11 protein-coding genes are annotated in these 14,456 nt (G+C 39.0%); 5 read left to right on the top strand and 6 right to left on the bottom strand.

Annotation, left to right across the window (positions count from 1 at the left end):
- Positions 1-132: 132 nt before the first annotated feature.
- A complete protein-coding gene (locus CLV48_RS12250) occupies positions 133-2,058 on the top strand; it encodes an ABC-F family ATP-binding cassette domain-containing protein (protein WP_106567575.1) in 1,926 nt (641 codons plus the stop codon).
- A 43-nt stretch (positions 2,059-2,101) separates the two neighbouring features.
- Positions 2,102-3,373: a type IX secretion system plug protein gene (locus CLV48_RS12255; RefSeq protein WP_106567669.1), complete on the top strand. Its 1,272-nt coding sequence runs from the start codon at positions 2,102-2,104 to the stop codon at positions 3,371-3,373.
- Positions 3,374-3,405: 32 nt separating this feature from the next.
- Here the strand turns inward: CLV48_RS12255 and cas6 are convergent, their stop codons facing one another.
- From cas6 to CLV48_RS12280, 5 genes are all read right to left on the bottom strand, one after another.
- The gene (gene cas6, locus CLV48_RS12260; RefSeq protein WP_106567576.1) at positions 3,406-4,275 is read right to left on the bottom strand and encodes a CRISPR-associated endoribonuclease Cas6; all 870 of its coding nucleotides are present in this window, start codon (positions 4,273-4,275) and stop codon (positions 3,406-3,408) included.
- Between the two features lie 101 nt (positions 4,276-4,376).
- On the bottom strand, positions 4,377-5,474 hold the full coding sequence (gene ychF, locus CLV48_RS12265) for a redox-regulated ATPase YchF (RefSeq protein ID WP_106567577.1): 1,098 nt from the start codon (positions 5,472-5,474) through the stop codon (positions 4,377-4,379).
- A 15-nt stretch (positions 5,475-5,489) separates the two neighbouring features.
- A complete protein-coding gene (locus CLV48_RS12270) occupies positions 5,490-6,572 on the bottom strand; it encodes an AI-2E family transporter (protein ID WP_106567578.1) in 1,083 nt (360 codons plus the stop codon).
- A 107-nt stretch (positions 6,573-6,679) separates the two neighbouring features.
- Positions 6,680-7,012: a DUF3276 family protein gene (locus CLV48_RS12275; protein ID WP_106567579.1), complete on the bottom strand. Its 333-nt coding sequence runs from the start codon at positions 7,010-7,012 to the stop codon at positions 6,680-6,682.
- A gap of 282 nt (positions 7,013-7,294) precedes the next feature.
- Positions 7,295-7,642 (bottom strand): 4Fe-4S binding protein, encoded by a 348-nt coding sequence (locus CLV48_RS12280; protein ID WP_106567580.1) that lies wholly within the window; start codon positions 7,640-7,642, stop codon positions 7,295-7,297.
- 145 nt (positions 7,643-7,787) lie between these two features.
- On the opposite strand from CLV48_RS12280, the gene CLV48_RS12285 reads away from it, so the two are divergent.
- A complete protein-coding gene (locus tag CLV48_RS12285; protein ID WP_106567581.1) occupies positions 7,788-8,804 on the top strand; it encodes an aldehyde dehydrogenase family protein in 1,017 nt (338 codons plus the stop codon).
- On the opposite strand, the gene CLV48_RS12290 is transcribed toward CLV48_RS12285, so the two are convergent.
- Positions 8,797-10,557 carry a sensor histidine kinase gene (locus tag CLV48_RS12290; RefSeq protein ID WP_106567582.1) on the bottom strand — a complete coding sequence of 587 codons (1,761 nt, stop codon included), beginning with the start codon at positions 10,555-10,557 and terminating at the stop codon, positions 8,797-8,799. The genes CLV48_RS12285 and CLV48_RS12290 overlap by 8 nt on opposite strands.
- A gap of 112 nt (positions 10,558-10,669) precedes the next feature.
- Here CLV48_RS12290 and CLV48_RS12295 point away from each other — a divergent pair, with 112 nt between their 5' ends.
- Positions 10,670-11,971: a short-chain fatty acid transporter gene (locus CLV48_RS12295; RefSeq protein ID WP_106567583.1), complete on the top strand. Its 1,302-nt coding sequence runs from the start codon at positions 10,670-10,672 to the stop codon at positions 11,969-11,971.
- A gap of 126 nt (positions 11,972-12,097) precedes the next feature.
- Positions 12,098-14,359: an aconitate hydratase gene (locus CLV48_RS12300; protein WP_106567584.1), complete on the top strand. Its 2,262-nt coding sequence runs from the start codon at positions 12,098-12,100 to the stop codon at positions 14,357-14,359.
- The last annotated feature ends 97 nt before the right edge of the window (positions 14,360-14,456 follow it).

Consider the following 14,456-nt stretch of genomic DNA (forward strand, 5'->3'; position numbering starts at 1 on the left):
GGTAAATTCAATAAGTGATAAAATTGGTGTATTACACACAACAAAAGCTAATTTAAAAGGTAATCTGGAATCCAAACTCAGCATACTTTGTTAATTTAGCCGACTGGTTTAGTGTTGACCCGAATTTGAAGCATGTTATCTATCAATAATCTTTCCTATTTTATCGGAGGCAGAGCCCTATATGAAAATGCCTCTTTGCATATCAAACCAAAAGATAAAATCGGCCTTGTCGGACTGAACGGGACCGGTAAATCTACGTTGCTCAAACTGATCAATGGGGACTATCAGCCAAGCTCTGGAGAAATCCAAAAGGCTAAGGACTGTACCATTGGGTTTCTCAACCAGGACCTGCTTTCTTATCAGTCTGAGGACAGCATCTTGGATGTTGCTTTAGAAGCATTTAAGGCCACCCTTCAATTACAGGAGGAAATAGATATGGTCCTTAAACAGATGGAAACCGATTATTCAGAAGAAATAATCCATAAGCTTGCCAAATTACAGGATCAGTTTGAGGCCAATGAAGGCTATACCATCAAGGCCAAGGCAGAAGAGGTCTTGGAGGGGATTGGTTTTTCTACTGAGGACCTAAAAAGGCCGCTCAAAACTTTTTCCGGAGGATGGAGAATGAGGGTGATGTTGGCTAAATTGCTTTTGGAAAAGCCATCGTTGCTAATGTTGGATGAACCAACCAACCACCTGGATCTTCCCTCCATCCAATGGGTGGAAAATTACCTAAGGACCTATGAAGGGGCTGTAATTGTAGTTTCCCACGACAAGGAATTCCTTGATAATTGTATAGATACCACGGTAGAGGTTTCCAATGGAACACTTACGGTATATGCTGGTAATTATTCTTTCTACCAATCGGAAAAAAAAGAAAGGATGGAAATACAGCAAAACGCTTATGAAAACCAGCAACAGATGATCAAGCAAACGGAACGCTTTATTGAGCGTTTCCGGGCCAAAGCTTCCAAGTCCAATCAAGTCCAATCACGCATCAAAGCGTTGGACAAAATGGATAGGGTAGCAGAGGTAGTGGATGACAATATTGCGGTAAATTTTAAATTTAAGTTCTCCCAAAAATCAGGTCGGGATGTAGTTGTTTTGGATCATGTTTCCAAGGCTTATGGGAATTTATGCATTCTTAAAAATACTTCAGCAAGAATCGAAAGAGGGGATAAAATAGCCTTGATCGGTGCTAATGGAAAGGGAAAATCAACCCTTTTGAGGATCATCGACGGTACAGAAAAATTAGAAGGGAAAAGGGAACAGGGGCACAATGTCATCAAGTCATTTTATGCCCAACATCAGTTGGAAGCATTGAATGTGGACAATGAAATTCTCCAGGAATTACAACAGGCAGGTTCGGGAAAGACCGACACAGAACTTAGGAATGTTTTGGGATGCTTTCTATTTACCAATGAAGATGTGTTCAAAAAAATCAAAGTACTCTCTGGAGGTGAGAAATCGAGGGTAGCTCTGGCAAAAACCCTTATTTCGGAGGCGAACTTTCTGCTGCTTGATGAACCTACCAATCACTTGGATATGCAGTCAGTCAATATTCTTATCCAGGCACTGCAGCAATACGAAGGTACTTTTATCACTGTTTCGCACGACAGGCACTTTATCAGGGGAGTGGCCAATAAAATCTGGTATATCGAAGCGCATCAAATCAAAGAATATCCCGGATCTTATGAGGAGTTTGTCTATTGGAAATCACAGCAGCTGGAAAATCAAGGATCCAGTATTCAAGTTGAAAAAAGCAAGGCAGAGCCCAAAAAGAAAGTGTATAATGATGTAGAGCTCCAACAAAATAAAAAGGAACTCAAGAAAAAGGAACAGGAACTGGCCCAATTGGAGGAGAGAATCATGGCATGTGAATCCCAAAAAAGTGAGTTGGAGGCAGCCTTGGCAAATCCTGAAAACTTTTCAGACCCTTCAAAATTGGAAACATTAAACCGTGAATATCAAAATTTGAAACAGAATGAGGATTTATTGAACAGTGAATGGGAGCAGCTCGTAGAACTGATTGGGGCCTTACAGGAAAATATCAGATAATGGCCCAGGATTTGTTTGTGAAACTCAAAAGAACTTAATGATGATGCGCAGAATTCTTATTCTTTTTATATTTTTTCTATGGTATGGCTTCACCTTTGGTCAGGCAAACAAAATTATTTATGATAGGATTTTTGAAGAAAACATCCAGTCTGTAAGACTCTTTCCCATGCGGGGAGATTTAGAGGCACAAATGAATTCTCCTGTAATACAGTTGGGGGGAAATATTCCGCTTGTATTGTATTTTGATGATCTTGCCTACGACCCTGATATGTATTCAGTAAAGATTATCCATTGCAATATGGACTGGACACCTTCTGACCTTAAAGAGCCAGAATACCTTGATGCCTACAATGAGTTTAATGTGACTTCATACGATTATTCAATTGATACCCGTATTCCTTATATCCATTACAGGTTTACCATTCCCCAGGTCAAAAAATCCGGCAATTATGCCGTGATGGTTTATAGAGGGAGGGACCAAAATCAACCTATCATCACAAGAAGGTTTATGGTCTTTCAAAACATGGTCAATCTTGCGGCACGGGTTGTTCCCCCCAGTCAAACAGAGATGCGCAGACAGGTACAACAGATCAATGTGAATGTCAATTATAAGGGAAGGGAGTTATTTGATCCTATCAATAACCTAAGAGTGGTAATCAGGCAAAACCAAAGGTGGGATAATATAAAAGTCCTTAAGAAACCGACTATGCTCAGAGAAGATACCAAGATGCTGGAATATAACCTTTTTGATGGGCGCAATGCGTTTTTTGCTGGTAATGAATTCAGGTTTGTGGATCTAAGGTTCATGAGGGCAAGGGGAGTTAACATAAGGAATGTTAGGGTAGAAGAGGATGCAGTATTTGCGGAAGGTTTACTTGATAAATTACGGCCTGCGGGAGTTTACTCTCAATACCTGGACCTCAACGGTCAATATGCCATCATGAACATGGAACGTCAGAATTATGAGTTGGAAAGTGAATATATGATCATGACCTTCAGTCTGGATGCAGATGGAATTAATGATACCCCTTATCTTGTAGGGGCTCTCTCTGAGTGGGGCTTTAGTCCTGATGCAAAAATGACTTTAAATAAGAAAAGAAATGCCTATGAAACCACTTTGCTTTTGAAACAAGGGTGGTATGATTATCAATTTGCTTATAAAGGTCAGGAGGGGTGGGATATGCTACCTATTGAAGGGAGTTATTTTGAAACAGAGAATGAATATGAAGTCTTAGTATATTATCGGGACATGGGGTCAAGATATGATGAACTTATCAGCTATTTTAATTTGAATCCAAATAAAAGGAGGTTATAAAAAAAATCCCGATCGACTGATCGGGATTTTTTTTAGATTTCCTGTTCACCTTCAAGTTCATCAGGCTTTTGCCTTTCGGTGTGGGATTTGTAAGGAATAAATCCCTCTCTTTTGAATTTGTAAGGTTCAGTCCTTTGACTTGGCAAATGGTTTGCTAAATCCAGCATTCCAAAGCCTTTGTGGGTGAAAGCACCCAGTCCACATTTGAACACAAAGTCCTGAACTTCTTGGGCTGCATATAAGGTAAAAGGTAAAGTATAACCTCTTACTTCATATTTCACATCCATGTCGTAAACAGAATAGATTCTTGCAAATTTTTTCTGCTGTTCTCTCAGCTTATTTACATAATTCATATCCGGTACCACTTGGAATTTGTAGAAAGATTCCATTTGTTCCTGGCTGTACCAACCTGATTTTTCCATTCTGGTAAGGGTAGATTCATACAATAGATCCGAAAATTCATCGGTATCCGGATTGATGAAGCGCTTACCTGACTCATCATTGAATGATGGAGTGATCAATACCAAGGGTGAAATACAAACAAATTTGTTTGAACTCTCCAAGGTTGGTTCAAATTCCTGTTCGGTGTACTCAGGAGAGAGTATCAAATTGCCCAACTCAATTTTCGGCGTTTCGAATACCTGCTCCAGCAAATAGTCCATAAATTCTTCATTGGGTGATGAAAGCACTAAGGTGACTAAACTGGAATAGTAATGAAGTCCGCTTCTACTTACTTTGGTCTGTCCTTTGAGACCAGAGAAATTGAAGTAATTGTAATTGAAAAACTCTTCTCTCCCACCTTTTACGATGAGACCTTTAAGGAATTGTGCCAGAATGTACTGGTGGTGAAAGGGTAAATAAGCACCTTTGTTTTTTAGGGAAAATATTAGTCTTATTCTCACGGTTTTAAAAATAAAATTTAAACAATCATTAAACTTAGATTACTTACTATTTACTTTTTGTTTGGTATCTGGCAAAAGTACAAATTTTTTTTAAAGATTGATTAAACATTGAACCTAAAATGCATAATATCTCCATCCTGTACTACATACTCTTTGCCTTCTATGGAAATTTTTCCATTTTCCCTACAAGCTGATTCGGTTTTAAATGTTTGATAATCATTGAGTTTTATTACTTCTGCTTTGATAAAACCTCTCTCGAAATCAGAATGGATAACTCCTGCAGCCTGTGGAGCTTTCCAGCCTTTCTTGATAGTCCAAGCTCTTACCTCTTGAACACCAGCTGTAAAATAAGTGATCAGGTTAAGTAACTTATACGCAGCCTGAATCAATTTGTTGAGGCCGCTTTCATCTAATCCATATTCAGAAAGAAACATAGCCTTTTCTTCCTGATCTTCAAATTCTGCAATTTGGGACTCTATTGCCGCACAAAGTACAATGACTTCAGCATTTTCCTCCTTTACTTTTTCTCTCAGCTGTTCCACAAATTTGTTTCCTGTGAGTATGCTTCCTTCTTCTACATTGGCCACATAGAGTACAGGCTTAATTGTCAACAGGTGGAGATCCCTCACAACCTCCAGATCTTCTTTTTCTACTTCAATTGCCCTTGCGTTTTTGCCAGACTCCAGACCCTGCTTAAACAGTTGAAGGATTTCAAGCTCTTTCTTGGCTTTGGCATCACCTGATTTGGCAATTTTTTCAATCCTGATGATCTTTTTCTCCACAGATTCCAAATCTTTAAGCTGAAGCTCTGTATCAATAACTTCCTTGTCAAAAACAGGGTCTACGCCTCCTGCTACATGGACGATATTGTCATCCTGAAAGCAACGGATCACGTGAATAATGGCATCCACTTCTCTGATGTTTGCAAGAAATTTATTGCCCAATCCTTCTCCCTTACTGGCTCCCTTTACCAAACCCGCGATATCTACGAATTCAATTACTGTGGGGACAAGCTTATTGGGCTTTACCAAATCTTCCAAAATCTGTAACCTTTGATCAGGTACAGTAACTACACCAACATTGGGTTCTATGGTGCAGAAGGGGAAATTAGCAGCTTCTGCTTTTGCACTTGATAGTGCATTGAATAAAGTAGATTTACCTACGTTGGGAAGTCCAACGATACCACATTGTAAAGCCATTCTTGATTTTTTCTTTTACAGTTTAAATATTCTGTACTCCCTGTAACCTTTGTAGAACTCCAAAAAGGATACCCTAAAGATTGTGTAAACAGGTATCGCAAAAATCATCCCCAGGATGCCTGCGATTTTAGCACCGGCAAAGATAATAACAAATATTTCAAGAGGATGCGCTTTTACAGATTTAGAGAAAATTAATGGCTGAAGGACCACATTGTCCGTCAGCTGAACGACAGAAAATACAGAAAGGATCTTTACCACCATAAAAATAATTTCATTGGATGATTCAAAGGATCCAGTAGTGAGGCCGACTATAACGCCAAAGGCTGCACCCAATAAAGGCCCTGCATAGGGAATTAAATTAGCCACAGCAGCAAACATCGCAATGGTAAGTGCATATTCTATACCCATTAGACTCAAACCAATGGCCGCTAAAGAAAAAATACAGGTCAGCTGTATAAGTAAGCCGATTAAATAATTCGAGAGTAGCCTTTCAACTTTATTGAAAGTATACACTGCCAGCTCAAAATAGGCATTAGGTACCAAACTCATGATATTTCTCCTCAGCAGGCCGTTTTCCAGCAATAAGAAAAAAGTGATAAAGGAAATCGCCATGAAACCCAATAATATTGAGCTTGTTGTACTGAATATGGTGTTGATTAAACCCTGAATATTTATACTACTGAAGCTATTGACAAGGTTTTCCCGGACTTGAGTGATCAGAAATCCAGGCTCACTTTTTATAATCTCATATTTAATCAGGAGGTCTTCAACTCTACCGGCAGGGTTTTGGATCTGTTGATAAACATAATCTAAATCATAAGTGGCTATTACCTGAATTTGAGCGCCAATCAATGGGATAAACAATGCACCAATGGAAAAGATGATAGCGCCCACCACTGCAAATGAAATGAATATGGAAATCCAGCGCGGTACATGTTGTCCAAAAATATGAATAGAATTGATCCTATTGGTCAGTGGCCTAAGGATAGCAGCCAGCACCAATGAGAAAACAAAATACATGGTAATGTTCGAAAAATACCAACCCACTCCAAAGAGCAGTAAAAAGATAAGGACTAGTTTTGGAATCGGCTTTTTCATAGGATAACAAAAAGGAGAAAGACGCTCTCCTCCGCATAAAAATTATGCCGGCGATTGACAAATTTGTCTAAGAGCTTCTTTCTCCTAAATAAACTAAAAAATGGGAATTAATCCCATTTTAACTCATCATCAAATTCATTTTCTGATTCTTCTTCTCTTTCAAATTGAGAGAAATCGAAGTCAGCCATCAAATCGTTTTTTACATGATCCACTGCTTCCTGCAATGCTTCGAGAAATTTGGCAAAATCTTCTTTATAAAGAAAAATCTTGTGCTTTTCAAAGGAAAATGAGTCGTCCCTCATTCTTCTTTTACTCTCAGTAATTGTTAAGTAATAATCATTTGATTTTGTTGACTTAACATCGAAAAAATATGTTCTTTTACCTGCCTTTACTCTTTTGGAGAAGATTTCTTCTCTGTCGTTGCCTCTGTTGTCTTCCACTGTTAAAAGAATTTATTGTTTGTGTTTGGAATGATTTGTCCTCCAAGATAAAGCAAATCAAAAAACATATTCAAGGGAATTGTCAGTTTTTTTTAAATAAATGATAGGAAATGTGTGTCAAACGGTTAAAAATCAGAAGTATTTATAAGTGATGCGTATTTAAAAATTATGGCTGTCACCTTTTTGGAGACAGCCATATCGTAATTTTTGTATTAGTTTCAACCTTGATTTTGAACCTATAAAACGAATAAGCCTTTCACGCGGAGAAGTTTTTACACTTAATTATTCTCCATGCATGAAGATTTTTTTCGCCATAAGTTCTTCTTCTGTTTCTCTGTGGTCTGGATCATCTACGCAGCAATCCACTGGACACACAGCTGCACACTGTGGCTCTTCGTGGAATCCGGTACATTCTGTACATTTTTCTGTTACAATATAGTAGAACTCATCTGAGACAGGTTTTTGCTTCTTATGGGCATCAACTACCGTCCCGTCGGGTAAGGTTACTTCCTTAAGATTTGTGCCTCCTGCCCAAGTCCATTCTATTCCTCCTTCGTATATAGCTGTATTAGGGCATTCCGGTTCGCATGCACCACAGTTGATGCATTCGTCAGTTATCATTATAGCCATAGCGGATCCAATTTTATTTTCCCAAAATTACTATGCAAATAACATTGGATGCAAAAAAAAGTTGTCATGCTAACTAATTTAAATTCATTCTATCCAAAGTTCCTTTTTACTAATTGAATATCTTTGTGCCTGAAATTGCGTGAAAATGACCCTGGAAGAAAGAATTAAAGCATTTGTTTTACTTGGAAAAGCCATAAATGAAATCTCAGAAGAGGAGTTTGGGGAGCTTTCCTGGAAAATAGAAAATAACAATAACTGGTTTATCCCTGATCAGACCCGACTGGCATTTCTTGCAATTTCTGATATGCTTCAGGAAGATAAGTTAAGGAATTGGGTGAAATCTTATGCTTTGATAGAGGAAGTTGAAACCAAAGATATCGGAATCCTGATGGCTGGAAATATCCCGGCTGTTGGCTTTCATGATTTACTTTGTGTGTTGATTGCAGGCCATCATGCTTCTGTCAAGCTCAGTTCTGCTGACTTGGTTTCCATTAAATGGTTGATGGATAAACTCTTCGCTATCGAACCAAAATTTTCCTCTTTGGTAAGTTTTGAAGATATGCTGAAAGGAAAAGATGCCTATATAGCTACAGGAAGCGACAACTCTGCTAGATATTTCAATTATTATTTTGGAAAATATCCTCATATTATCAGAAAAAACAGAACATCGGTTGCCGTCCTAGATGGTTCCGAAACAGCCTCTGATTATCAGGAGCTTGCCAAGGATGTTTTCCAATATTTTGGTATGGGATGTAGAAATGTTTCTAAAATATTCATCAACCAGGAGTCATCACTTATCGGATTTTTGGACAACATCAATGGTTTTCAATTTTTGGGCAGCCATCATAAATACCTCAATAATTATGATTACAATAAATCCATATATCTCGTAAATAAGGATACTCATTTCGATAATGGATTTTTGTTGCTAAAAGAAAGCCATGACCTGGTTTCCCCTATAGGGGTTTTATATTATGAGTATTATCAAGATCTGGAAGACCTGAAGTCCAAAATCAATCCTTTGAAAGAGAAAGTGCAGTGCATTGTTAGTAGGGGAGCCTGGTTTGAAAACAGCATTCCTTTTGGAGAAGCTCAGTGCCCTGGTTTGGCTGATTATGCTGATGGTGTCGATACCATGGAGTTTCTAATCAAACTCAAATGATTAATTGATTTTGTTTGGGCAAGCTGAAGCTAAAAGCACTTCCTTTGTTAAGTTCACTGGAAATGTTCAGAACGCCTCCATTCTTGACAATATAGTCTCTCACCAAAACCATTCCCAGACCGGTTCCTTTCTCTTTGTTTTTTCCAAAAGTTGTAAAGGAAATTCCCATCCTTAATTTTTCAAGGTTTTCATGGGTCATTCCTGTACCTGTATCAATTACCTGGATAAATACTGAATTGATATGGTCTGTGGCAGATAATAAAATCTGGTCCCCTTTGCTGCAGAATTTAATTGCATTGCTTAAAAGATTCCTGATGATCAGGTCTATCATATTTCTGTCAGCATATACCTGAAGGTCTCCTTCTTTTTCTAAGCGGATTGATATGCCTTTATCTTGGGCATATTTTCCGAAAAGCTCCAAATGTTGATCCATCTGTATCCCAATATCAAATTGTTTTTTGACGATGTATTCTCCCTGCATCTGCGTACTGGCCCAAGCCAATAAATTTTCCATTAGAATGGAAACAGAATCCAGGTTTTTGGAAATTTCAGGCATCAGATCAAAAAACTCCTGTTGGCTTACCAGACCGGACCTGGTCATTTTGATAAGTTCTTTCAATCCAAATATCGGCCCTTTGAGATCATGGGAAATGATACTGAAGATTTTGTCTTTGAGTTGGTTTAGATCCTTTAGCTCCTCAGCTTGCTTTTTTATTTGGTCAGCTGTTTTTCGGCCATCGGAAATATCATCAAAGGTAAGCACTGTGCCCATGTAATTTTGATTTTTACCAAATATGGGGCTTAAGCTCAATTGTAAATGTTTAAGTTCTCCGGACTTAATAGTCAATATTTCGAATTTTTCGCCTTTTCTATGCGCTAGGCTTTTTTCAATTTCTTCACGATCAGGAAAAATCTCAGAGATTTTTTTACCAATTAGCCTCCATTTTGGAAGCTCAAGTAATTTGAAAATAAATGGGTTGAAATCTATAATCCGGTTTTTGGGATCTACCACCAGGATCCCTTTGTCCAGGGATTCGATAATGGTATCCCTGACAATAGGCTTAAAATCAAATAATTTGTATTTGAGTAAAGCAAAGCCAACAATCAGGTATAGAAACAAAAAAGAAAACGGGGTAAGATCAATGTGGCCAAAAGGTCTTAAGCCAAGCATATAAAATATATTGAAAATCCATGGAAAAAAGCTTGCAAGGATCAAAAGGTAAGTTTGCCTTCTGTAAACAGGATCCAGGTCCTTGAAGCGGATCAGCAGAATGGCATTTCCTGCCAACAGGCATAAATAAAAATACCCCACATGGATGTAATACCATGGACCAACGGTAATAGCTAGCATAGGAAATGGCCCTGAAGTGTCAACAGAAGTCTGTGCATAATAAATGCCATGCCATTCATTTGTCCAGACCAGCAAAAGCGTAATGAGTGGGATAATTAAGATCAAAAGAAAAATAAGTTTATTCGTAAGCTTATCCATTCTGGAATAAGTTATACAAAACCATAAAAAAGTGGCCGGGACAATTGAGATACCCAGATACTCGATTTTGATCCAGAATAGCATTCGGTCAAATTCCAGACTTGCCAACTCAAATCCATAGGCTACTGCCCAGAGGGAAACAGATATCATAGTAATCGCAAACCAGCGAATACTGCCTCTAACCTGGCTTATCAGAACGCTTGAAATCCCTGCTACAGTGAAGCCGGACGCAAGTAGAATTACAGAAAAAACATTTAATTCCAAATCTGTCTTCTTAAGTTTAATTTTGATTTAAAACGTTTTTAATCGCTACTAAGAATTTTAATTTTGGCCTCTTGCCTATAAATAAAGATGACAAATGTAACTTGAGAGCCTGATGAGCAAATTCTTCAAATTTCCTTCCACATTTGAGATAGCCCTTTATCTGAGCCTATTTATCTTCATTTTGGCTTTGATTTTTACCAAGCCCATGGAAGTTAATTCATTCTGGTATGGTTTGGAAATTTTATTTTTCTGGAAATCAGGGTTTTGGCAACTCCTTGAATTTACCATGCAAATGGTGTTGATTTTGGTTTTGGGGCATACATTAGCTTTATCCGAACCAATTGATAGGTTACTTGGAAAATTGGTCAGCATGGTGAAGTCCAATGTGCAGGCAGTATTGCTGACAGGGATTTTAGCATTATTGGGAGGATTCATCAATTGGGGTTTCGGTCTAGTTCTTGGGGCGATTCTTGCTAGAAAAATAGGTGAAACTGCCCAAGAAAAAAAACTTCCAATCAATTATTCTTTAGTAGGTGCTTCTGGATACCTGGGAATGCTGGTTTGGCACGGAGGATTGTCAGGTTCTTCTACCTTAAAAGTTGCAGAAGGGTCTCATTTTTTATCCGGTCTTATAGGGGTTGTTCCCGTGAATCAAACCATATTTTCTGAATTTAATTTAGTTATCAATTTGGTTTTGGTGATTTCTTTAATATTTCTTTTGTTGTTTTTGTCAAGGAAGAAACAGGAGGGGGTGCCTTTTCATTTTGTGGTAAAAGAAATTGAAAAACCGGAAGAAGGTTCCGATAAGTTAGGATGGGTAATTGGTGCTTTGATTTTCTTATCTATTGGTTGGGAATTTATGGCGTCAGAGAGACAAGATTGGTCAATTATTGACCTTAACTTGGTTAATTTCTTCTTGTTGGGGACAGGACTTTTGTTCTTTGGAAGCTTGAAGTCATTTGTACAGACCTTGGCACAAGCCGTAAAGGGAGCTACCGATATTATCATACAGTTTCCATTTTATGCAGGGATTTTGGGGATTTTGAAGTATTCAGGTCTTTTAGTGTTATTGGCAGATGATATGGTTTCCCGTTCGACAGCGGAGACTTTTCCTTTATTTTCTTTCTTCAGTGCTGCTTTGGTTAACTTTTTCATCCCTTCCGGTGGAGGGCAATGGGCCATTCAGGGTCCTGTAATGATGGAAGCTGCCATCAAAATGGGATTGGATATTCCTAAGATGATTTTAGTATTTGCCTATGGGGATCAGGTTTCCAATATGCTCCAACCCTTTTGGGCTTTACCGCTGCTTTCCATTACAGGTATACCTGCTAAAGAAATTTTCAAATACACCGTTTATTTCTTTTTCACTGCATTTACAGTCCTTGGAATTGGAGTATGGATAGCAGTGAGTTAGGTGTTTTTTTAAATTGGATATAAATAACTGCTTATGATGGGATTTCGCTTCCATTTTTGCCGCTAATTTTTATCTTTGCGGACGATTTAAATAACCTAATCCATATATTAATTTTAATTATTTGTAATGGCGTTTGATATAGAAATGATAAAGGCAGTCTATGAAAAATATCCTTCCAGGATAGCGGCTGCCAGAAAAGCTGTGGGGAAACCACTTACATTGACTGAAAAAATTCTGTATGCTCACCTGACACAGGGAGAAGCTACCCAGGTTTTTAAAAGAGGTGCAGATTACGTGGATTTCAACCCTGACAGAGTAGCGATGCAGGATGCAACTGCACAAATGGCATTGTTGCAATTTATGCAAGCTGGTAGAGATAAAGTTGCGGTTCCTTCAACTGTTCATTGTGATCACTTGATCCAGGCAGAAGTCGGAGCAACAGCTGACCTTAACAAAGCGAAAGATAAGAACAGAGAAGTCTACGAATTCCTTTCTTCTGTATCCAACAAATATGGAATTGGTTTCTGGAAGCCTGGAGCAGGTATTATTCATCAGGTAGTTTTGGAGAATTATGCCTTTCCTGGAGGTATGATGATCGGAACGGATTCCCATACACCCAATGCGGGCGGTTTGGGAATGATTGCTATCGGTGTAGGTGGTGCGGATGCCTGTGATGTAATGGCAGGTTTGCCATGGGAACTGAAATTCCCTAAGCTGATCGGTGTAAAATTGACCGGTAAACTTTCAGGTTGGACTTCTGCCAAGGACGTAATTCTAAAAGTAGCAGGAATCCTTACCGTTAAAGGTGGTACGGGTTATATCGTTGAGTATTTTGGAGATGGAGCTAAATCTTTGTCAGCAACGGGTAAAGGAACTATCTGTAACATGGGTGCCGAAATTGGTGCTACTACCTCTATTTTCGGCTATGATGAAAAGTCAGAAGCCTACCTAAGAGGAACAGATAGAAGCGACATTGCTGACATGGCAAATACTATCAAGGAGCACTTGACAGGGGATGCTGAGGTTTATGCCGATCCTAAGCAATACTTCGATCAGGTAATCGAGATCAATCTTTCTGAGTTGGAGCCTCATGTAAATGGTCCATTTACTCCGGATCTGGCTTGGCCGCTTTCCAAATTTGCAGCTGCTGTCAAAGAGAACGGATGGCCAGCAAAATTAGAAGTTGGCCTGATCGGTTCCTGTACCAACTCATCCTATGAGGATATATCCAGAGCAGCTTCTTTGGCACAACAAGCTGTTGACAAAAAGCTGATCGCAAGATCAGAATATACTATCACCCCAGGTTCAGAGCAGGTAAGGTTTACAGTAGAAAGAGATGGTTTCTTGGATGTGTTTGGTAAGATGGGCGGAGTAGTATTGGCCAATGCCTGCGGTCCTTGTATAGGCCAGTGGGCACGCCATGGTGCTGAAAAGCAGGAGAAAAATTCTATCATTACTTCATTCAACAGGAACTTTGCAAAGAGAGCAGATGGTAATCCAAATACCCATGCTTTTGTTGCCTCACCAGAGATTGTGACGGCATTGGCTATTGCCGGTGACCTGACCTTCAATCCTATGACAGACACTTTGACCAATGAAGATGGTCAGCAGGTGAAATTGGATGAGCCAAGAGGTTTGGAGCTACCAAGCAAAGGTTTTGCTGTAGAGGATGCAGGATATCAGGCTCCAGCAGAAGACGGATCTAAGGTAGAAGTAATTGTAGATCCGAAATCTGAGAGATTACAACTCCTAGAGCCTTTCAAAGCTTGGGAAGGAGTTGATTTGAAAGGATTGAAGCTCTTGATCAAAGCAAAAGGTAAATGTACCACAGACCATATTTCTATGGCAGGTCCTTGGTTGAGATTCAGAGGGCACTTGGATAATATCTCCAACAACATGCTGATTGGTGCCGTGAACGCATACAATAATGAAACCAATAAAGTGAAGAACCAGATTTCCGGTGAATATGGTGAAGTTCCAGCTGTACAGAGAAATTATAAGCAGCATGGAATTGGCTCTATTGTAGTCGGAGACGAGAACTATGGTGAAGGTTCTTCCAGAGAGCATGCTGCCATGGAGCCTAGATTCCTTGGAGTAAGGGCTATCCTGGTGAAATCTTTTGCAAGGATCCATGAGACAAACCTTAAAAAACAAGGTATGTTGGCCCTGACATTTGCTAATCCAGCAGATTATGATCTGATTAGGGAAGATGATTCCATTGATATCCTTGGCTTGACAGAGTTTGCACCAGGCAAGCCTCTGACTGTAGTATTAAACCATGCTGATGGTACAAAAGATGAGATTTCAGTAAACCATACTTACAATGAAGGTCAGATTGAATGGTTCAAAGCAGGCTCTGCATTGAACCTTATCAAAGCCAGTGTATAATGATTCATAACACATAATTGAGAAAGAGCCAGATGTACAAGCACTGGCTCTTTTTCTTTTTTATTGAATTTTTTATAAGTGGGGAGCAAGTATCTGC

Source organism: Cecembia rubra (assembly GCF_003014575.1).
GTDB classification, from domain to species: Bacteria; Bacteroidota; Bacteroidia; order Cytophagales; family Cyclobacteriaceae; genus Cecembia_A; species Cecembia_A rubra.

What these genes read in the sequence shown, in the direction of transcription:
- CLV48_RS12250 (WP_106567575.1), top strand. Translation starts at nt 133, where the DNA reads ATGTTATCTATCAATAATCTTTCCTATTTTATCGGAGGCAGAGCCCTA.
- CLV48_RS12300 (WP_106567584.1), top strand. Translation starts at nt 12,098, where the DNA reads ATGGCGTTTGATATAGAAATGATAAAGGCAGTCTATGAAAAATATCCT.
- CLV48_RS12255 (WP_106567669.1), top strand. Translation starts at nt 2,102, where the DNA reads ATGCGCAGAATTCTTATTCTTTTTATATTTTTTCTATGGTATGGCTTC.
- ychF (WP_106567577.1), bottom strand. Translation starts at nt 5,474, where the DNA reads ATGGCTTTACAATGTGGTATCGTTGGACTTCCCAACGTAGGTAAATCT.
- CLV48_RS12295 (WP_106567583.1), top strand. Translation starts at nt 10,670, where the DNA reads ATGAGCAAATTCTTCAAATTTCCTTCCACATTTGAGATAGCCCTTTAT.
- CLV48_RS12285 (WP_106567581.1), top strand. Translation starts at nt 7,788, where the DNA reads ATGACCCTGGAAGAAAGAATTAAAGCATTTGTTTTACTTGGAAAAGCC.
- CLV48_RS12270 (WP_106567578.1), bottom strand. Translation starts at nt 6,572, where the DNA reads ATGAAAAAGCCGATTCCAAAACTAGTCCTTATCTTTTTACTGCTCTTT.
- CLV48_RS12280 (WP_106567580.1), bottom strand. Translation starts at nt 7,642, where the DNA reads ATGGCTATAATGATAACTGACGAATGCATCAACTGTGGTGCATGCGAA.